Origin of the sequence: Paraburkholderia hiiakae (assembly GCF_904848665.1) — a bacterium.
GTDB classification, from domain to species: domain Bacteria; phylum Pseudomonadota; class Gammaproteobacteria; order Burkholderiales; family Burkholderiaceae; genus Paraburkholderia; species Paraburkholderia hiiakae.
The window spans coordinates 180083-197514 of the sequence record NZ_CAJHCQ010000017.1; the positions used below are offsets into that span (position 1 = coordinate 180083).

The 17432-nt window shown below is 62.1% G+C and carries 19 protein-coding genes and 1 pseudogene; 7 read left to right on the forward strand and 13 right to left on the reverse strand.

Annotated features, from left to right (window positions below; genetic code table 11):
• The first annotated feature begins 251 nt into the window (after positions 1-251).
• The 4 genes and pseudogenes from JMY28_RS28000 (at position 252) to JMY28_RS28015 (ending at position 3425) form a co-directional block, all read left to right on the forward strand.
• The gene (locus JMY28_RS28000) at positions 252-1310 is read left to right on the forward strand and encodes a fatty acid desaturase (RefSeq protein WP_201699147.1); all 1059 of its coding nucleotides are present in this window, start codon (positions 252-254) and stop codon (positions 1308-1310) included.
• A 51-nt stretch (positions 1311-1361) separates the two neighbouring features.
• On the forward strand, positions 1362-1685 hold the full coding sequence (locus tag JMY28_RS28005; protein ID WP_201699148.1) for a Rieske 2Fe-2S domain-containing protein: 324 nt from the start codon (positions 1362-1364) through the stop codon (positions 1683-1685).
• A gap of 94 nt (positions 1686-1779) precedes the next feature.
• A pseudogene (locus JMY28_RS28010) lies at positions 1780-2169 on the forward strand (substrate-binding domain-containing protein); the annotation flags it as partial.
• 8 nt (positions 2170-2177) lie between these two features.
• Positions 2178-3425, forward strand: coding sequence for an NAD(P)/FAD-dependent oxidoreductase (locus JMY28_RS28015; protein ID WP_201699149.1), 1248 nt, complete (start codon positions 2178-2180; stop codon positions 3423-3425).
• A 90-nt stretch (positions 3426-3515) separates the two neighbouring features.
• Here JMY28_RS28015 and JMY28_RS28020 read toward each other — a convergent pair whose 3' ends face one another.
• From JMY28_RS28020 to JMY28_RS28065, 10 genes are all read right to left on the reverse strand, one after another.
• Complete coding sequence (locus JMY28_RS28020; RefSeq protein ID WP_201699150.1) at positions 3516-4643, reverse strand: patatin-like phospholipase family protein; 1128 nt, start codon at positions 4641-4643, stop codon at positions 3516-3518.
• 152 nt (positions 4644-4795) lie between these two features.
• Positions 4796-5536 (reverse strand): GGDEF domain-containing protein, encoded by a 741-nt coding sequence (locus JMY28_RS28025; protein ID WP_236597075.1) that lies wholly within the window; start codon positions 5534-5536, stop codon positions 4796-4798.
• 22 nt (positions 5537-5558) lie between these two features.
• A complete protein-coding gene (locus JMY28_RS28030) occupies positions 5559-5945 on the reverse strand; it encodes a DUF1987 domain-containing protein (protein ID WP_201699152.1) in 387 nt (128 codons plus the stop codon).
• 18 nt (positions 5946-5963) lie between these two features.
• A complete protein-coding gene (locus tag JMY28_RS28035; RefSeq protein ID WP_201699153.1) occupies positions 5964-6527 on the reverse strand; it encodes a SiaB family protein kinase in 564 nt (187 codons plus the stop codon).
• Between the two features lie 14 nt (positions 6528-6541).
• On the reverse strand, positions 6542-7774 hold the full coding sequence (locus JMY28_RS28040) for a SpoIIE family protein phosphatase (protein ID WP_201699154.1): 1233 nt from the start codon (positions 7772-7774) through the stop codon (positions 6542-6544).
• Between the two features lie 178 nt (positions 7775-7952).
• The gene (locus JMY28_RS28045) at positions 7953-8261 is read right to left on the reverse strand and encodes a non-heme iron oxygenase ferredoxin subunit (RefSeq protein ID WP_201699155.1); all 309 of its coding nucleotides are present in this window, start codon (positions 8259-8261) and stop codon (positions 7953-7955) included.
• A gap of 46 nt (positions 8262-8307) precedes the next feature.
• The gene (locus JMY28_RS28050) at positions 8308-9378 is read right to left on the reverse strand and encodes a fatty acid desaturase family protein (protein ID WP_201699156.1); all 1071 of its coding nucleotides are present in this window, start codon (positions 9376-9378) and stop codon (positions 8308-8310) included.
• 131 nt (positions 9379-9509) lie between these two features.
• Positions 9510-10631, reverse strand: coding sequence for an alanine racemase (alr, locus tag JMY28_RS28055; RefSeq protein WP_201699157.1), 1122 nt, complete (start codon positions 10629-10631; stop codon positions 9510-9512).
• Positions 10632-10764: 133 nt separating this feature from the next.
• Positions 10765-11367, reverse strand: a complete 603-nt coding sequence (locus JMY28_RS28060; RefSeq protein WP_201699158.1) for an alpha/beta fold hydrolase — start codon at positions 11365-11367, stop codon at positions 10765-10767.
• 37 nt (positions 11368-11404) lie between these two features.
• The gene (locus JMY28_RS28065) at positions 11405-12295 is read right to left on the reverse strand and encodes a LysR family transcriptional regulator (protein ID WP_201699159.1); all 891 of its coding nucleotides are present in this window, start codon (positions 12293-12295) and stop codon (positions 11405-11407) included.
• A gap of 102 nt (positions 12296-12397) precedes the next feature.
• On the opposite strand from JMY28_RS28065, the gene JMY28_RS28070 reads away from it, so the two are divergent.
• The gene (locus tag JMY28_RS28070; protein ID WP_028202210.1) at positions 12398-12823 is read left to right on the forward strand and encodes a VOC family protein; all 426 of its coding nucleotides are present in this window, start codon (positions 12398-12400) and stop codon (positions 12821-12823) included.
• Between the two features lie 31 nt (positions 12824-12854).
• Here JMY28_RS28070 and JMY28_RS39380 read toward each other — a convergent pair whose 3' ends face one another.
• Both JMY28_RS39380 and JMY28_RS28075 read right to left on the reverse strand, forming a co-directional pair.
• Positions 12855-12980 (reverse strand): hypothetical protein, encoded by a 126-nt coding sequence (locus JMY28_RS39380; RefSeq protein WP_268960667.1) that lies wholly within the window; start codon positions 12978-12980, stop codon positions 12855-12857.
• 69 nt (positions 12981-13049) lie between these two features.
• Entirely contained in the window at positions 13050-13355 is a 306-nt protein-coding gene (locus tag JMY28_RS28075) for a hypothetical protein (protein WP_201699160.1), read from the reverse strand.
• Positions 13356-13704: 349 nt separating this feature from the next.
• On the opposite strand from JMY28_RS28075, the gene JMY28_RS28080 reads away from it, so the two are divergent.
• Entirely contained in the window at positions 13705-15894 is a 2190-nt protein-coding gene (locus JMY28_RS28080; RefSeq protein WP_236597076.1) for a TonB-dependent siderophore receptor, read from the forward strand.
• A 67-nt stretch (positions 15895-15961) separates the two neighbouring features.
• Here JMY28_RS28080 and JMY28_RS28085 read toward each other — a convergent pair whose 3' ends face one another.
• The gene (locus JMY28_RS28085; protein WP_201699161.1) at positions 15962-16627 is read right to left on the reverse strand and encodes a DUF2278 family protein; all 666 of its coding nucleotides are present in this window, start codon (positions 16625-16627) and stop codon (positions 15962-15964) included.
• A 343-nt stretch (positions 16628-16970) separates the two neighbouring features.
• On the opposite strand from JMY28_RS28085, the gene JMY28_RS28090 reads away from it, so the two are divergent.
• The coding region (locus JMY28_RS28090; protein WP_236597077.1) for a contractile injection system protein, VgrG/Pvc8 family at positions 16971-17432 on the forward strand (462 nt) is incomplete at its 3' end.

Sequence of the window (17432 nt, forward strand, 5' to 3'; positions counted from 1 at the left end):
TGGATCTCCGCGGGAGGTGAGTGCGATCTCATTTTGCCTCAAAATGAGTCATTAATCGCAAGTATTTGAAATATATCTCCACGTGGAGAACGTTTTCAAGCGCGTGGAATTTAGGTGAAAACCCTTTAAGGCTCAGAATGAGTCATTTTATGCTTTGACGGTAACTCATTTAGAGCCTGTAATTCGCCTCAAGGGTGAGCGAATTCAAAGCGGCTCATCAGCGTTCAACGTCATGCACGGGAGTTCGATTCATGTCCGCACAGCAAGGCTCGCCACAGGTCATCACGATGGACGACTGGTACCGTTGTCCGCTAGAGCGCAGGGTGCTCAAGGAAGTCACGCGGCGCAACGACCGCGTTGCCCTGATGTATTTCGGCGGCTTCATGGCGCTCGTGTTCGCCACAGGCGCGCTCGCCTGGTTTTCATTGGGCACGCTCTGGTGCATGCCGGCCTTTCTGCTTTACGGCACGATCTACGCGTTCGCCGAGGCGATGGAGCACGAGTTGCGTCATCGCACGCCGTTCAGGAGCGAGTGGCTCAACGAGACCGTGCACTGGGTCATCTGCTTCATGACCTGGCGCGAGCAGGTGTATAGCCGCTGGTCGCATGCGCAGCATCACACCTATACGCACCTTACGGCCACGGTGCCCGCCGACGCTGAAATTGCCGTCAAGCGGCCGCCCAGTTACCTCAAGCTCGCCACCGATTTCCTCCGTATTTCTCATGGCATCCATCATCTCGGCAACATCGTGCTGCACAGCCTCGGCATCGTGACGAGGAGCGCGAAGGCCGTCGTGCCGGTGGTCGACTATCGGGCGATGCGCCGCAATTCACGGGTGATCCTCGCGCTCTACGTGGGCGTGGGCGTCTGGGCTTTCGTCGCGCATAGCTGGCTGCCGGTGGTGTTCCTGCTTCTGCCTCGGGCATACGGCGCCTGGTTGCATGAACTGCTGGCCATTACGCAGCACACCGGCCTGCGCGAGAACGAACTCGATCACCGTTTTTCCACCCGCACGCTGCACCTGAACCCCGTGCTGCAGTTCCTCTACTGGAACATGAACTATCACGTCGAACACCATATGTTCCCCAACGTGCCGTTTCATGCGCTGCCGAAATTACGCAAAGCGATCGAGGCCGACTTGCCGCCCGCCTATGACGGTCTGTTCGACGCGTGGGCCGAGATCCTGCACATATTGCGCACGCAGCGCCACGACCCGGACTACATGATCACGCCACAGGTGCCCGGCAAGACGGCGGCCGTGATGCACGAGGACGCCGCATCAAATGCCTTTGCAGCCGATACGCTATGACGCTTCGGCGACCCGCTAGTTGTTCGAAAGATGAAGACGGAGGAGACGACTATGATCATTCTTCAATGGCACGAGGTGTGCGCAAGCGACGAACTCGAAGAAGAGGACGTGATGGAGTTCGAGCACGAAGGCGAGCTTTACGCGATCTATCACACGCCCACGGGCTACTATGCTTCCGTGGGAGTCTGCACACACGAAACGGCGCGTCTCGCGCAAGGTCTCGTGTTCGGCGATATCATCGAATGTCCGATGCATATGGGGCGCTTCCACATTCCCTCGGGCGCGGCCAAGGGAGCGCCGGTCTGCGTGAATCTCGCGACGCATCCGGTGAAGGTGGACGGCGGCACGATTTATCTCGGCTTGGCCGCAGAATGATTCGGTATGCGAATCTTTTAGCCACGATAACGAAGCAACCTAGGAGACAGCCGTGAAGGTTCCCTTCCTGAAGGTATTGCCGCCGGCGGCAACGGTGTTCGCACTCGCGCTGAGCCCCGCCGCACACGCGGACCCCGTCGCGCATTTCGACTTCATTTCGCACGCGCCTGATTCAGATGCATGGTGGAATACGGTAAAGAACGGCATCAAGCAGGCCGATCAAGACTTCAATGTTCAGACCGATTACCGTAATCCGCCCAATGGCGATATCGCCGACATGGTGCAGCTCGTGAATCAGGCGGCGGCGCGCAATTATGACGGCGTGGTCACGACCATGGCGGATTTCGATCTGCTCAAAGGCGCCGTGTCGCGCCTGAAGTCGAAGAACATTCCCTTTATCACCGCGAATACGGGCACGGAGCGGCAGAGCGCCGAGCTTGGCGCGCTCATGCACGTGGGCCAGCCCGAATATCTCGCGCGCAAGGAGTCGGTATGAGTGCGGGCGATGCCATGGTGGTGGTTGGCGGCGGCCAGTGCGGCGCACGCGCCGTGCAGGTTTTGCGCGAAGGCGGCTGGGAAGGCGCGATTACGCTGATCGCCGACGAAGCTGCACAACCGTACGAGCGGCCGCCGCTTTCAAAGGCGGTGCTGCTGGGCGAGCGCACGCCGGAGCAGGGCGCGATACACCGCGAGGCGTTCTATCGCGAGCAGCGCGTCGATCTGCGTAGCGACTGCGCCGCGAGCACGATCGATTGCGCCGCACAAACGGTCACGCTCGCGAATGGCGAAACGCTTCCCTACCATCGCTTGCTGATCGCGACCGGTGCCGAGCCTCGCCGCATGAGCGTGCCCGGCGCGGACCTCGCGGGCGTGCATGTGTTGCGCAATGCCGGCGATGCGCTCGCCATCGCCGGCGAACTCGGACCGGGGCGGCGCATTGCCGTGATTGGCGCGGGCTTCATCGGGCTCGAAGTCGCGGCCTCGGCGAGGCAGCGCGGTTGCGAAGTCGTCGTGTTCGAAGCCGCACCGCGCGCATTGATGCGCGCGGTGCCGGCGGAGGTGGCGCAGCGCCTCGTGGACCTTCACCGCGAGCGAGGTGTGGACGTGCGCTTTGACGTGCAGGTGCGGCGCTTCGAGGGCGAAGGGCACGTCAACGGCATCGTGCTCGGCGATGGAGCTGTCGTGCCTTGCGACGCGGTCGTGGTCGGCGTTGGCGTGGCCCCGCGTGTGGGGCTGGCGCAGGAGGCGGGTCTCGCGATCGACAACGGTATTGCCGTCGATCCCATGTTGTGTACCGGCGATCCGCATATCTACGCAGCGGGCGACGTGTGCTCGTTCGTGCATCCGCTGTACGGGCGTCGCATTCGTCTTGAATGCTGGCGCAACGCGGAGGACCAGGCGCGCTTGGCAGCGCTCAACATGCTCGGCCACGACGAGGCGTACAGTGCCGTGCCCTGGTTCTGGTCTGATCAATACGATATGACGATCCAGATCGCAGGCTTGCCCGCGTTCGGCTCGACCAAGGCTGTACGCGCAACGGGCTCGGCATCGAAGGTATTTTTCGCGTTCGACGAAGCAGGTTTGCTGGTGGGTGCGAGCGGCGTGGGGCAAACGGGCGAAATCGCCCGTGACGTGCGCGTAGCGCAAGAACTGATCGCACGCCGTATGCGCATCGAACCCGAGCGTCTTGCCGACAGCGCGACCAAACTCAAGTCGCTGCTCGCCGCAGCCGTGCAGTGAACGAAGGAGCTCGGCCGACGGCCACCCGTCGGCTTTTTTCCACTGTGGTTCGAGTGGGGCGATAGGGGCTTCATGCCCTATCGCTTTCTTTTATTCTTCGTCTGCGCTGTAGACACTGAGTCCTTCTATCGGATCCATTGGTGCTTCCCAGGGTCTTGCTGCGATCGCACGCATGGCGGCTTCGTAGCCAGCGCGCCGGCGCGCGGCAATGCCGGCCGGCGTGAAGTCGATGTCCTTCAACTGGTCGTCGCCGTCGAGTCGTGGCGCCGCGAGCTTGATGAGCCGCATGGTCGTTTCGCAGCCCCAGGCCGCTAGCTGCTGAACGTCATTTGTATTGCGCTCGGCATCGGGCACGCGCTTCGCCAGTTCGCGGATCACGTGGCGCAAGCGGTGAATCTGCTGCTGGCGCGCGATATGGCTTTCTGTGCGGCTCGCGTACTGAATATCTTTTTGCCGCTCCGCGATTTGCCAGATGCTTTCCGGCTCCGGGCCCGCTGGATTCCACACCTGCACCGAAAAGATGACCGAACTGTTGCGCGGCTTGTCGTCGAGCACGACCTCGACCGGCGTGTTCGAATAGATGCCGCCGTCCCAGTACGGCTCACCGTCGATGCGCACCGCGGGGAACGCGGGCGGCAGCGCGCCCGAACTCATGATGTGTTCGACGTTCAGTTGCTGGTCGCGCGAATCGAAATAGTGCATCGCGCCCGTGCGTGCGTTCACCGCGCCCACTGTGAGGCGCGGGTGCCCCGCGTTGAGCCGTTCGAAGTCGACGAGGGAAACGAGCGTATCGCGCAGCGGTGCGATCTTGTAGAAGGACGCCCGATCAACGCCCAGGCGCGCGAGCGGGCCGAACCACGACGCCGGGTTGGGCTGAAAGAACCCCGCAATGCCGCCGCTGATGATCATCAGTTTTGCTAACGTCTTGTCCCAGTCAGGCCCTAAACCCGGCCAGGCTGCTACGTCGAGGCGCGTGTGGTCGGTGACGCGATGCCAGAATTCCTCCAGCCGCTCGAAGCGGTGCTCTGGCGCGTTTCCCGCGATCAAGGCCGCGTTGATGGCGCCAATGGAAGTGCCGATCACCCAGTCCACGTGGATGCCGGCTTCGTGCATTGCCTCATAGACGCCGAGCTGATAGGCGCCCAACGCGCCGCCACCCTGCAACACGAGTACGACTTGCCCGGGCAATGCCAGGCGTGCCGGCTGCTTCGCTGTCATCGATCGCCTCGCTGTTTTACTTTGCCGACGCGCGATGTCATGGCCTGTATTCTTCATACGCGTCGCGATTTTCTCCGCACCATTGTAGTGTGGCGTTCGGAAAAGACGAGCGTAGCGCGGCAACGGCCCAAAAGCCGTCAGGCCACTGGCTTTCAATCTGCCGAGGCGATTTTTCCTTCGAATGTCACGCAGTTGCGGCCGCCGCGCTTGGCGGTGTACAACGCGGAGTCCGCGAGTCCGTAAGCGGTGTCGAAATCGGTGCCGGCCGGATTGTCGCTCACGCCGAAGCTCGCCGTAATGGGGCGGCACACGGGGGCTGCGAACGCATGACTCGCAATGGCCGCGCGCATGCGCTCGGCGAGTTGCAGGGCATCCGCAATGTCGAAGCCTGGCAAGACGACCGTGAACTCCTCGCCGCCCACGCGCCCGATAATGCCGGTCTCGCCGAGAATGCGCCGCAGGCAGTTCACGATACCCGAGATCACGCTGTCGCCGGCCGGGTGGCCAAAGTCGTCGTTGACCTTCTTGAAGTCGTCGATGTCGAGCAGGATCATCACTGCCCGATTCGCGCGCAGCGCCTTCACCGTGCGTTCGATCACGGCGCTGCGATTCAATACGCCGGTCAGCGCGTCGTGCGTCGCGCGATATTGCAGTTGCTGTGCGAGCGCCTGCATTTCGCGCTCGGCCCGATCGCTGCGCCCGATCAGGCGGCGGGTTTCGCGCATCAGGCGCTCATAATGCTGGATGAGTTCGACGAGCGCCTCGCGATGACATTTCGCTTGCGACTCCGCAGCCCCGGCAATCGCCCGGGCCCGCTCCAGTGCCTCGCTTTCGCTGCGGAACAGGTCAAGGTAGTGATCCTTCAATGTGTCCCGCAAGGCAGTCGTTTCCACGCGCGTCGTCCTCAAAGCGTACTCAAGTCGCAACCGGGCAATCATTGAACTTGATTGCCGTGAAGTCGGTTTGCAGTTCCTCGCCGAATTCGAGGATCGTTTCGTCTTCTTCGTCGCGATACCAGTTCACCTGCACCTGGTTGCCCGCCGCCGCGGCGCGATCCAGTGCATCGAACACGCTGAACAGCATTTTCGTGCTCGAACTGTTGAAGTAAGTGAGCGTCACCTCGACCGTGATCGCGGCGCTTTCGCAGTCTTTGAGCCACAGATTGAGCCGCTCGATGATCGGCGCATAGAACGCGGCCGCATGCTCGGGATACGACTCGCCCCGCAGTGACAGCACGTTTTCGTCGAAGCGGAAGTCGATTTCCGGCGACGTTGCCGTGGCGGCGATAAAAAGGTTTTCCATTTTGTACGCGTGCCCTGGTCAGATGATGGTCTTGAGGCAAAACAGTGTGGTGCCCGTATCGTCTTCGCGTGGATGAAACGCAAATTCGAGCGGTGCACTGGCGTCGCGCGCCATCGTCAGAAAACCCAGTCCCGCGCCTTTGCTGTCGGCAGGCGTGTCGGCGCGCAACGACATCTTATAGGCCTGCTTGATCTCTTCGATCGACATGTTGCGCAGCGGCTCCAGCTTCTCGCGCAATTCGTCCACGGCCGCCGTCGCGATGGGATTCACACACACCATGAGGTGGCGTTCGCCTTCAGCGGAAATGCACATCGCGCCTTCTCGAATCGCACCGCCCTGGCCTCGATCTTCGGAAAGCGCATCGCACGAGTAGTGCACGATATTGTGCGAAAGCTCGATGAACGACGAAAAAATCCTTCTGCGCGTGGACGTGCTCAGTCCTGCCACTTCCAGTTGCAGCTTCACGACCTCGCTCATCGCCGCGACGATGCTGTGCGAAAAATAGCCTTTGTGATAGAAGAGCAAATTGCGCTTCTGTGCAATTTCGAAGAAGCAGCAGTTTTGATCCAGAATTCCAGACATATTGGTGAACTACCTCAAACTCGTGCGAAGAAAAGCGTGACATCGTCGCGGCGCGCCTGTGAGCCTTGCCATTCGGCGAAGGTTTCGAGCAGGCGTGCGCAGATGAAAGAAGAAGCGTGCTCGCGCTCAGCGAGAATCCGCTCGAGCGTTTGGCGTTTTCCGAAGGCGATTTTTCGCGGGCCGCCAATCTGGTCGGTCAGGCCATCCGTGGAAACGAACAGCAGACTACCGTGCGGCACGGCTACGGCGTGCTGGGTCCACGTGTAGTCGGCGAGGCTGTCCACATAGCCCACGCCCATGCGGTCGCCGGCAATGCTTTCGAACCCGGCGGCGTCCGGACGCAGCACGTGCAGCGCGACCCGCGCGCCGGCGAAATGCAGCACCTGGCTGGCGGCGTCGAACCAGAAGAAGGCGGCGTCCAGACCGTCGTTGGACTGCGGGGCGTCGCCTGTGCCGTTGATTTGCCCGAGCAGGCCTTTCACATTGCGATTGACCGCTGCGAGCAGCGAGGAGGGGTTGCGCGGACCGATCTGTTCGAGCGCCTGCGAAAGCGAAGCCGAGGCGAGCAAGGTCATGAATGCGCCCGGCACGCCGTGACCCGTGCAATCGGCCACCGCGCCGAACCAGCCGTCGGCGAACGCCGCGAAGTGGTAGAAGTCGCCGCCGACTACATCGCGCGGTTCCCAGACGAGCGCGGCATCGGGCAGCATGGTCGCGAGGGTTTCGCGCGAGGCGCGCAGCATGGCTTGCTGGATCACGCTCGCATACTCGATGCTCTGCATGATCTGACGATTCTTTTCGGCCTGCATTTCCGCCACGACGGAGAGGAGCCGCAAGCCATTGCCCACGCCGACGAAGCGGCCTTCGCGCGTCACGATGAAACCGTCCACCAGCGCCTTTTCGCCGACTTCAACGGTTTTGAACGTAAGCGCTTCGATGCTCATGTCCACGTCGACGATCAATGGCTCCTTGTCCATGAACGCGGTGCAGCTCTTCTTGTCGTATAGCTCGCGATGAAACGGCTTGCTCATTTGCGACAGGAAAATATCGCGGTTGATGAGGCCGATGGGGCGATCGTTGTCGATCACCGCGAGACTGGCCATGTCGCGCCTCGAATAGAAAATCTCCATGACGAGAGAGTTCGAATCCGCAGCGTCGATGGCCGGCACTTCCAGAGCCAGTTCTCCGGCGCTGCGCGGGCCCACGGGAAGTCCCGGACGACGAAATTGCGCGAGCGCGGGGTGCATGACTATCCATTCCGATTAATATGGAGAATCAGCACGCTAATGGCTATTTATGTCATTCTCGTTACATGGGACCGAGTAAGCGCTCAAGTTGGCTTGTTTAATACACCGTAACGATCGGTGAGTTGCGCGCTAACGTTTGCGCGGCTGTTTCGGTTCCTTCGTGCAAGGTTTCGGTGCATCACACTTCAATATAAATCCGTCCACCTTCGACCTTCGCCGGATACGTTGCGAGCTTCTCGCATACCGGTGCGCAAAGCGGCTTGCCATCGCGCACGTCGAAGCGGCCATTGTGCTTCGGACATTCGATCACATGGCCCATGACGAGGCCGTCGCTCAGGTGGACGTGTTCATGCGTGCAGAGCCCGTCGCTCGCGTAGACCTTGTCTTCCACGCGATAGATCGCAAAGGTGCGGCCGCCGTGGTCGAAGCGCATGACGTCTTCGTCTTCGATATCGTCGAGTGCGGCTGCGTCGATCCATTGGGTCATGGGTTGTCTCCGATCTTTATTGAATGGTTGCGCTGGCAATGGGTTGTCAAGCTTCGGCGTGGCCCGGAACCGGGCGCGCCACGTGATACGAGGGATCGCGTGTTTGCCGCACGAGCGCGGGCATGATTTCCGCGTAGGCGGCAAGGCTGCTGCGATAGGGCGGCGGCATATCCTTTTTCACGACTTCGTGCAGGCGCGGCAGTGCGTGAAAAGGAATCATCGGAAACATGTGATGCTCGACGTGATAATTCATGTTCCAGTAGAGAAAGCGGAACACGGGATTCATCATCACCGTGCGGCAGTTGCGCCGGTGGTCGAGTACGTTCTCGGGCATGCCCGCATGCTGCGTGAGGCCGAAGTAGAGATAAAGCCACGCGCCGTAGAGGCTCGGCAGGCCGATATAAAGCAGCGGCAGGATCGTGCGAAAGCCGATGCACGAGCCAATCACGATCGCGTGTACGAGCAGGCTCAGGCGCGCTTCGCGAATGGCCTTGGGCCATTCGGAGGCGGGCACGAAGCTTTGTTCTTCCGCGCCCAGGCGTCCGCACGCGGCGCGGATCATGCGCGGCAGTTCACGCGATACGTGCTTGAGCGCGAAGATGTTGAGCGCGAGCGAAAGCCAGTCGGTGGGGCGTGGCGCGGCGATCTCGGGATCGCGGCCCACCACGAGCGTGTCGGTGTGATGACGCGCGTGGCTCCATCGCCAGATCGTCGCGCAGCGAAATATCTGGAATGACGCGATCTGATACAGCACGTCGTTCATCCAGCGCGTTTTGAATGCGGTGCCGTGACCCGCTTCGTGCCAGCGCGAATCGGCGGGACTGCAATAGAGCGTGCCGTACAGCAGGAACGCGGGGAGGGCCCACCACGAATGCGCGTGCCAGAGCAACCCGGCGAGCACGCCGCTCGCGGCGATGGCCACATACCAGATCACGGTGTCGCGTATGGCCCGCGCGTCGCTGCGCTGCATCAGTTGCTTCATGACGGGGCGCGGCACGGCGCACCGATACCAGTCCGCGTTGACGAGGCCCGCTGCGCGCGCGCGTTCGCCTGCGCCGCCTATGAGGCGGTAGTCCGCGTGATGCGGCGCGTAGGTGTGAGTCTCCTGGTCGGCCACGAGTGTCTCCTTTAAGGGTTGTCAGCACGCGGCGTGCGATGCGCCGCGCGTGTCAACACAAAAATAGGTGACGCAAGGCCGGGGCTCAACCCGAAGTTTGACGAAATTTCGTCAGCGAGCTTTCAGCGCAGTCAGGCTGCTACGCGTTCGCCTTGTGCTTGCACGGTGCTCGGCGTGTCCGCGCTATCGGCCACGCTCACCGGCACGCGCCGCGCGAGCGCGCACATCAGCTCATAGCCGATCGTGCCCGACGCCTCGGCCACTTCGTCCACGCGCACCTGCTCGCCCCACAGTTCGACGCTCGAACCGATGCCCGCCTGCGGGCACGGCGTGAGATCGACGGTGAGCATATCCATCGACACACGGCCCACCACGCGCGTGCGCACGCCGTCCACGGCGATCGGCGTGCCGGTGGGCGCGTGGCGCGGATAGCCGTCCGCATAGCCGCACGCCACCACGCCGACGCGCATGGGCCGGTCGACCGCGAAGGTGCGGCCATAGCCGATGGTTTCCTGCGGCGCGAGCGTCTGCACGCCAATGATGCGGCTCGTGAGCGTCATGGCCGAGCGCAGGCCGAAGCCTTCCACATGCCGCGCCACGCCCGTGGGCGACGCGCCATAGAGGATCGTGCCCGGGCGCACCCAGTCGCGATGCGCGCGCGGATGCCAGAGCACGCCCGCCGAATTCGACACCGACTGCTCGCCGGGAATGTCCCGCACTGCGGCGTCGAACGTGTCGAGCTGCCAGTCGACCTGGCCGTCGTCGGCGTTCGCGAAGTGCGTCATCAGGCTGATTGCGCCGATCGACGGGATGGCACGCGCGCGCTCCCATGCCGCGCGATACGCATGGGGGCGAAAGCCCAGGCGGTTCATGCCCGAGTTCATCTTCAGATGAATGTCGATGGGATGCTGCGGCTTCGCTGTCGCGAGCAGATCGAGTTGTTCGTCGCAATGCACGGCCACGGTGAGCCGGTGCGCGACGACAACATCCACATCGGCGGGCTCGAACACGCCTTCGAGCAGCAGCAGCGGTTTGGTCCAGCCCAGTTCGCGCACGCGCACGGCTTCATCGAGGTCGAGCAGCGCGATGCCGTCGGCGCCCGCGAGCGCCGGATAGATCCGCTCGATGCCGTGACCGTACGCATTGGCCTTGATAACGGCGAAGGCGCGCGAGCTGGCAGCGATCTGCTTCGCAAGCTGCAGGTTGTGGCGGATGGCGTCGGGTTGAATGCGGGCGGCGATGGGGCGCGGCATAGGCGTTCCTGTGGGTTGGATGGCGGCAGTCTAGTGGTTTGTGCAATCGTATTGATTTTCGTCCAGTTATTTTTAATGTATTTTTCGATGGATTTGGGTGAATGAACTACTGTGCCGGCCGCAGCGCAAGGGCTCAGCGCGCCATTAAATGGGCGTCCACGAGCGGCGCCAACGCTTGAGCGTGGACGCTCGCCAGATCGTGTTCGCCGCCGTGCACCACGTGCAGCGTGGAATTCGCAAGCAGGGCGTTAAGCCGCTCGCCAACCGCAACGGGACTCAACGGATCGTTGTCGCCCCATAACAGCAGAACCGGCTGGGTGATGCTCGCGATCTGGTCCGAAAGATCCGAGCGGAACGAGACAAACCACTCCGGGAACTTGCTCGTGTCGCCCGCGCGCCATTCCTGCGCGCCGAGCGCTGCGGTGTCGATGCCGCCCGACGTGACCGAGAGCACCAGATGCGTGACGAACTGCGGCTTCTCGAGCGCCGCGCGCACGGCGATGACGCCGCCCATCGACTGGGCGATCAACGCCGTGGGCCGATCGAGCATGGCCACCACGCGCTGCACGATGTCGTCGAGGCTGGTGACTGCCGGGTCCGTCGGTTCGCCGCCAAAGTCCGGATAGCCAACGAAGCGACGCGCCGCCGGCGTACTGAGGAGATCGGCGAGCGGCTGCCAGAAGGTCTTGTTACCCGAGGCGCCGGGCAGGAAAAGCAATTGTTCTGGAGTGCTCATGTGTGTTTTTCCGGTGGACCGCAAAGGAATGGTGTGTTTATTGCTCCGCGCCCGCCTGCTGCTCCTGGGCGCGGGATTCGAGCAACTGGATCAGCAGGCGCGCCGGGTCGCTGAGCGTGCCCGGCGCGCGATGCACGAGGCCGACGTCGCGATGAAACGTCTGCTGCCCGAGATCGATCGCGCGCACTTTGGCGGGCCAGCGCCGCCACGCCGACGTCTGCGGCACCAGCGCGACGCCCACACCGTTCGCAACGAGCCCGACGATGGCCTCGAGTTCGTCGAGTTCGCTCAGGTCCTGCACGGTGTAGTGCATGCGACGCAGGAAGCGGTCCACCTGACGTCCGCCGAAAGACGCGCGATCGTAGCGGATGAAGGGCTGCGTCGCCAGCAGTTCGGCCCAGTCATGGCCCTTCACGTGGTGCGGCACGATGAGCCGATACGGCTCGCGCGCGAGCGTGGTCCAGCGCAAATCGCTTTGCAGTGCGAAGGGTGGCCGGATGATGGCCGCCATGTCGATTTCGCCCGCGTCCACGAGGTTGTGAAGCTCCATCGAAACGCCAGGGATCACGCGTGTGCGGCAGCCTGCACAACGGCGGTGGAATTCGGCCAGCGCCTCGGGCACGAGCGCGCGCTGCACGGAAGCGATCGCGCCGAGCGTGACGCGCCCGGTCGCCGCGGGGCCGGCCGCGCTCGAACTCAGGTTTTCATAGAGCCGGATGACCTCCTGCGCCTGGGCGAGAATGTGCTGGCCCATCGCGTTCAGGCGCGCGGCGCGCCCCTCGCGGTCGAACAGCGCGAAGCCCAGCTCCGCCTCGAGGCGTTGCATTTGCGCGCTCACGGCGGCCTGCGTCAAGCCGATTTTTTGTCCCGCCGCGGCGAATGTACCTTCTCTCGCCACGGCAACGAGGGTTCTGAGTTCGCGTATCATTCATCAAGAATATTTGTGAATCGAAAAATTATATATTGATTTTGTTTTTGCTTTGGTCTGTCTACCATGGCAGGATCGCTTTCGAAGACAGTGGAGACACGCATGTCGCTTTCCCCCTTTCACCTCGCCATTCCCGTTTATGACCTCGCAGCCGCGCGCGACTTCTACGGTCGCGTATTCGGTCTTGCAGAAGGGCGCTCAAGCGCGCAGTGGGTCGACTTCGACTTCTTCGGCCATCAACTCGTGATTCACGAGCATCCGAAAACGGCCTCGCAGGATCATGCGCACACGAACCCCGTGGACGGCCACGACGTGCCCGTGCCGCATTTCGGCGTCGTGCTGGGCTGGGGCGACTGGGAGGCGCTGGCCGAGCGTCTCAAGACATTCGGCGTGAAGTTCGTGATCGAACCTTACGTGCGGTTCAAGGGGCAGGTGGGCGAGCAAGCCACGATGTTCTTTCTCGACCCGTGCGGCAATGCGCTCGAATTCAAGGCGTTCAAGGACATCGGCCAGCTTTTTGCGAAGTGAGCGTGGATGCCCGCGCCACGATCAAGGTGCGTCAAGGCGCGGGCGCAGGCATGAACTTGAACGAGGGCGTCGCGACGAAAATGCCCGACACCTCGCCTGAATACACCTGAGCCGAATCGATGGTGAGTTTCATCACGGCGCGGACCCGCCGGTTCATTCCGACGGCCGCCAACAATAATCAGGAAAACTGAGGATTGTAAGAATGCCGCCATGCAGCGTGGAAACGCTAGCGCTGTTGCCAGTGAAAACGATCGCCGCGCAAGGGCGCGCCTCGATCGTCTAGCTTTTCGTCGCCGCCCGGGAGCGGTTCGAAATACGACCTGCCTTCTTTCTCGGGCCCCGTATGCAACGCGGCGCGGGAAATGCCTGGCGGGATAGACGTGGGCGAGGCGGGAGGCCAATGCAGCGTGGCAGGCGCCGCGCTCTTGGGAGAGGGCAGATCCGTGTTTTCGTTTGCCGAGGCAAGGCCCATAGCCCATGCGGCCGGGACCGAAGCCAGAACGAACAGCACGGGCAACGTAGCGTGTTTCATACGCGGCCACCACGTGAATGGACTGACTGGGCCTGTATTTTATGTCGCGACTTAGCGTATTTCCAGGCGCAGACATCACGCAGAGCAGCAAGGCGGGCGCGCCCGCGCTATGTGGCGTGCGGCTGTCTGATTCGAGATATTTAAGGCGATTATTTCGCTAAACAGACACCATCAGGCGGCTTCGAGTCCGGTTTGAGCAGTATTTCGAGGGAATACGTCAAAACTGACGAATGCCATACGGGTTCTAGGAAAAGTCGTAAGGGTTTGTTAATATCGCCGCCAGTGAAAATGAGAATGCTTCTCATTGAAGAATCCGCACGCACTGGCGAGACGACCCTTCCAAAACGACATGAACAACCGAGAACACGCGCGGCGCGCTCGACGCACGCAGCCCCGGCCACTGCGGCCGTTGCATTTTGCGGCCTGGCTCACTTTTGCGGCGGCTCAGGCCGCCGTTGCCCAGACAGAGACTCCGGCCACGGTGCAGGATAGCGCCGCGACCACCCCCAGCACGGACCAGGCGCTGCCCGCGGTGAAGGTGAGCGCGAGCCAGGTCGCCGACTCGCCGCTGCACCTGAATACGCCCGTGAACAGCGGCGCGCTGGGCACGCGCTCGCAGCTCGATACGCCGTTCTCGACCACCGTCGTGACGGGCGAGGATCTCGCCGAGCGTCAGGTCTACAAGCTTGGCGATGTGTTCGCCGGCGACGCCTCGGTCAGCAACAACAGCAACGCCTATAACGCGTGGGCCACCTACATCACCATTCGCGGGCTGCCCGTGGACTGGCAAAACGGCTTTCGCATCGACGGCAATCCCTTCATCTCATACGGCATCACCATGCCTTACGAGCAACTGGAGCGGGTGGAACTGCTCAAGGGCCTGGGCGGCTTCATGTACGGTTTCGCGCAGCCGGGCGGCCTCGTCAACTACGTGACGAAGCGGCCGGACAAGGACCCGGTCACGAGCCTCGACGTGGGCTATCGCATGGACGGCGTGCTGAGCACGCACGTGGACCTGAGCCGCCGCTTCGGCCCTGACGACATGTTCGGTGCGCGCCTGAACTACACGAAGGAAGCGGGCAAGACCTATAACGCCGGCGATATCAACCGCAACTCGGTTTCGCTCGCGCTCGACGGCCAACTCACCCGCGACCTGCAGGTCTGGTTCAACGCGCTTTACCAGACCATCCGCTCGAGCGGCCAGACGCCTGCGATCTACACGGGCAGCTACACGGCGTCGAGCCTGCCGGCGGTGATCAGCGGCGGCAGCAATCTGCTTGGCGGCACCGACCAGCACATCAACACGAACCTGCAGCTCTACACGGCGGGCGTGCGTTACCAGATCACGCCCGACTGGTCGTTCACCACCTCGGGCAGCTACAGCAAGTCGGCGCGCGATCGCAATGAGAGCACGCTCACGCTGCTCAACCAGGAAGGCGACTACACCGATGCGCGCTGGAACGGCGACGAAGGCCATCAGGACATCTACTGGCAGGGCATGTTCGAGGGCAAGGTGAAGACCGGGCCGTTCACGCATCAACTGGTGATTGGCGGTGCGTACCAGCACCAGACCAACAATTACGCGTCGAACTCGATCTATACGGTGCTCGGCAACGGCAATCTGTATCAGCCCAATCCGTGGCGCTTCTATTCGGGCTCCGGGCTTGAAACGTACCGCGCGAGCGATATCACGCAGGCCTCGGCGTTCGTGAGCGACACGATGCAGATCACGAGCCGCTGGTCCGTGCTCGCTGGCTTGCGTTACACGAACTATAGTCAGAACAACTACGCAACCACGGGCGAAAAGACGTCCCAGTACAGCCAGAACGGCGTGCTCACGCCGACCTTCGCGCTCATGTACAAGCTCGAGCCGAATACAACGCTGTACGCGAGCTACGTCGAGGCGCTGGAGCAGGGCGCGATCGTGGATAGCATCTACGCGAACGGCGGCGCGATGCTGCGTCCGCTGCGCTCGCGACAGTATGAGATCGGCATCAAGAGCGAGCACGAGCGTTGGAGCGCGACGGCGGCGCTGTTCCGCATCGAGCGCGGCGCGTCTTACGCAAACAGCGACAACGTCTATGTGCAGGACGGTAATTCGATCTACGAAGGGATCGAAGCAGGCGGCAGCGTGCGGCTTGGCCGCAGCTGGCAGGTGGCAGGCAGCGTCACACTGCTCGACACGTGGTACGCGAAGGGACAGTCGTACAACGGCAATCGCGTAGCCGGCGCGCCGACGTTCGTCGCGGCGGGCCGCGTGAGCTACGACGTGCCCTATGTGCCGGGCCTGCAACTGGCCGCGGATGCGAAGTTCACGGGCAGCACGCAGGTACGTCCGGCAAACAATCTGGAAACGGGCGGCTACATGCTCGTGAACGTGGGTGCGAACTACTTCACCCGCATTGGCGGCCACGACGTGACGTTGCGCGCGGCGATCGACAACATCACAAATCGCCGCTACTGGATGTTCCAGTACGCCGATTACATCGCGCCGGGCGACCCGCGCACGGTCAGCCTCAACGCGAAGATCGACTTCTGAACGTTCGATCCGTTTGAACGAGCGGGCGTGTGCCGGGTGGCCGGGATGCGCCCGTTTGCCGTTGAGGTCACGAAATCGGCTGTGAATTCGGCATCGGGTTGCCGAGATCGTCGGTCGGCACGTATTGCTGATCGAAAGCCGCTACATATAAGGCCCATTCGGGGTCGCCCAGATCCACGAGCAGCGCGCCGTCCTGCCAGATGTCGTTGTGGTCGTTCGCGTCGTTGCCCGCGGTGTGGATGAACTCGCCCTTCGACCCCTGGTTCATGTGGACGTCGTGAATGCCGTCGCCTTCGCTGTAGAAGCGGCCGAACACGTACACGTCGAGCGACGATTGTTGCGCGCGCAACAGCAGACGCTGCAGCGAGGCGACGGGTTCCACCTGCTCGGAGCCGTCCATCACGTCGCTGTTGCGCCACGCGCCCGTATTGGCGAGGAAGTCGCTGCGCTCGAAGTCGATGGCGGGCAGCGCTTCGGTGCCCGTGAGATCGGTCTGACCTTCGGCGGCGCCCTCGAGCGTAGTGAGCATGCTGTGATTGAAGTCGAATACGAGCTTGTACTTGAGCAGGTCGTCGGCGTCTGTCGTGCCCACGTTGACGGCAATGTCCCATTGCGCGCCGTTGACCGTCACACCGAAGTGCAGGTGGTATTGGACTTCGTGAGGCCGCCGTGTGGCTTTCAATTGCGGCGCGGAAACAATCTTCGCCTTAACGTAGCCGTAAGGAAGGGCCATCGCGCGCTCCTCATAGTTCGGTGGATTCGTCATTGTGCCGCGCGAACGTGAATTTGCGCTTACAGCGTGCGCGTGAAGCCGCCCCTTCACTTCACGCGTACGTTAATGAATTCCTTTCGCGGTGCAGAAGGTCCACACCGTCTTTCAGGCGCGAACGTCTCAGGAAGCAAGTGACTTGCCGATGCGAAACGGCTAATGCTGCGACGTTCTTGCCCTGAATCAAGCGCCGGAATTTCGATATATCCCGCCCAGCGAAAGATGCCCTAATTTCCTTCCCTCGGGAGTGCAAACAGGCGGCGGCACGCATCACGATCCGCCAGTTTGAATAATGAAAGGAGAAGGCATGGCGGAATTTGATCCACTACGTCCCGATATTACGGGCATGCAGGCGTATCGCCTTGAGGTTCCCGGAACGCAGAGCGCGCTAGATTTATCGGTCGTGTCGTTCACGGCCACCGAAGCGATGGGAGAGCCGACCGAAGTGATTATCGAGGCGACCCATCCGTCGCACCTGCCCCGCGCGGACTACGTGAACCTTGATGCCGTCTTCAGCATCGTGAATGACGATGGGGCCGTGCGGAGATTCTCAGGCTACCTCGAACGCGTTTCGGTCATCCAGAAGACGAACGACTTTACGATGCACCAGTTTGTCCTGAAGTCACACTTCGGACGACTGGCGGCAGTGACGACCACGGAAGTCTATCAACACAAGGCGACACCCGAAATCATCATGGCGGTGCTGCGCCGGCACGGCATCAAGGACCACCAGGTTTCGTTCCGGTTGCGCCGCCAGTATCCGGTTCAT

What these genes read in the sequence shown, in the direction of transcription:
- JMY28_RS28060 (WP_201699158.1), bottom strand. Translation starts at nt 11,367, where the DNA reads ATGAGCACTCCAGAACAATTGCTTTTCCTGCCCGGCGCCTCGGGTAAC.
- JMY28_RS28035 (WP_201699153.1), bottom strand. Translation starts at nt 6,527, where the DNA reads ATGTCTGGAATTCTGGATCAAAACTGCTGCTTCTTCGAAATTGCACAG.
- JMY28_RS39380 (WP_268960667.1), bottom strand. Translation starts at nt 12,980, where the DNA reads ATGAACCGGCGGGTCCGCGCCGTGATGAAACTCACCATCGATTCGGCT.
- JMY28_RS28015 (WP_201699149.1), top strand. Translation starts at nt 2,178, where the DNA reads ATGAGTGCGGGCGATGCCATGGTGGTGGTTGGCGGCGGCCAGTGCGGC.
- JMY28_RS28040 (WP_201699154.1), bottom strand. Translation starts at nt 7,774, where the DNA reads ATGCACCCCGCGCTCGCGCAATTTCGTCGTCCGGGACTTCCCGTGGGC.
- JMY28_RS28005 (WP_201699148.1), top strand. Translation starts at nt 1,362, where the DNA reads ATGATCATTCTTCAATGGCACGAGGTGTGCGCAAGCGACGAACTCGAA.
- alr (WP_201699157.1), bottom strand. Translation starts at nt 10,631, where the DNA reads ATGCCGCGCCCCATCGCCGCCCGCATTCAACCCGACGCCATCCGCCAC.
- JMY28_RS28000 (WP_201699147.1), top strand. Translation starts at nt 252, where the DNA reads ATGTCCGCACAGCAAGGCTCGCCACAGGTCATCACGATGGACGACTGG.
- JMY28_RS28075 (WP_201699160.1), bottom strand. Translation starts at nt 13,355, where the DNA reads ATGAAACACGCTACGTTGCCCGTGCTGTTCGTTCTGGCTTCGGTCCCG.
- JMY28_RS28080 (WP_236597076.1), top strand. Translation starts at nt 13,705, where the DNA reads ATGAACAACCGAGAACACGCGCGGCGCGCTCGACGCACGCAGCCCCGG.
- JMY28_RS28070 (WP_028202210.1), top strand. Translation starts at nt 12,398, where the DNA reads ATGTCGCTTTCCCCCTTTCACCTCGCCATTCCCGTTTATGACCTCGCA.
- JMY28_RS28045 (WP_201699155.1), bottom strand. Translation starts at nt 8,261, where the DNA reads ATGACCCAATGGATCGACGCAGCCGCACTCGACGATATCGAAGACGAA.
- JMY28_RS28065 (WP_201699159.1), bottom strand. Translation starts at nt 12,295, where the DNA reads ATGATACGCGAACTCAGAACCCTCGTTGCCGTGGCGAGAGAAGGTACA.
- JMY28_RS28085 (WP_201699161.1), bottom strand. Translation starts at nt 16,627, where the DNA reads ATGGCCCTTCCTTACGGCTACGTTAAGGCGAAGATTGTTTCCGCGCCG.
- JMY28_RS28030 (WP_201699152.1), bottom strand. Translation starts at nt 5,945, where the DNA reads ATGGAAAACCTTTTTATCGCCGCCACGGCAACGTCGCCGGAAATCGAC.
- JMY28_RS28020 (WP_201699150.1), bottom strand. Translation starts at nt 4,643, where the DNA reads ATGACAGCGAAGCAGCCGGCACGCCTGGCATTGCCCGGGCAAGTCGTA.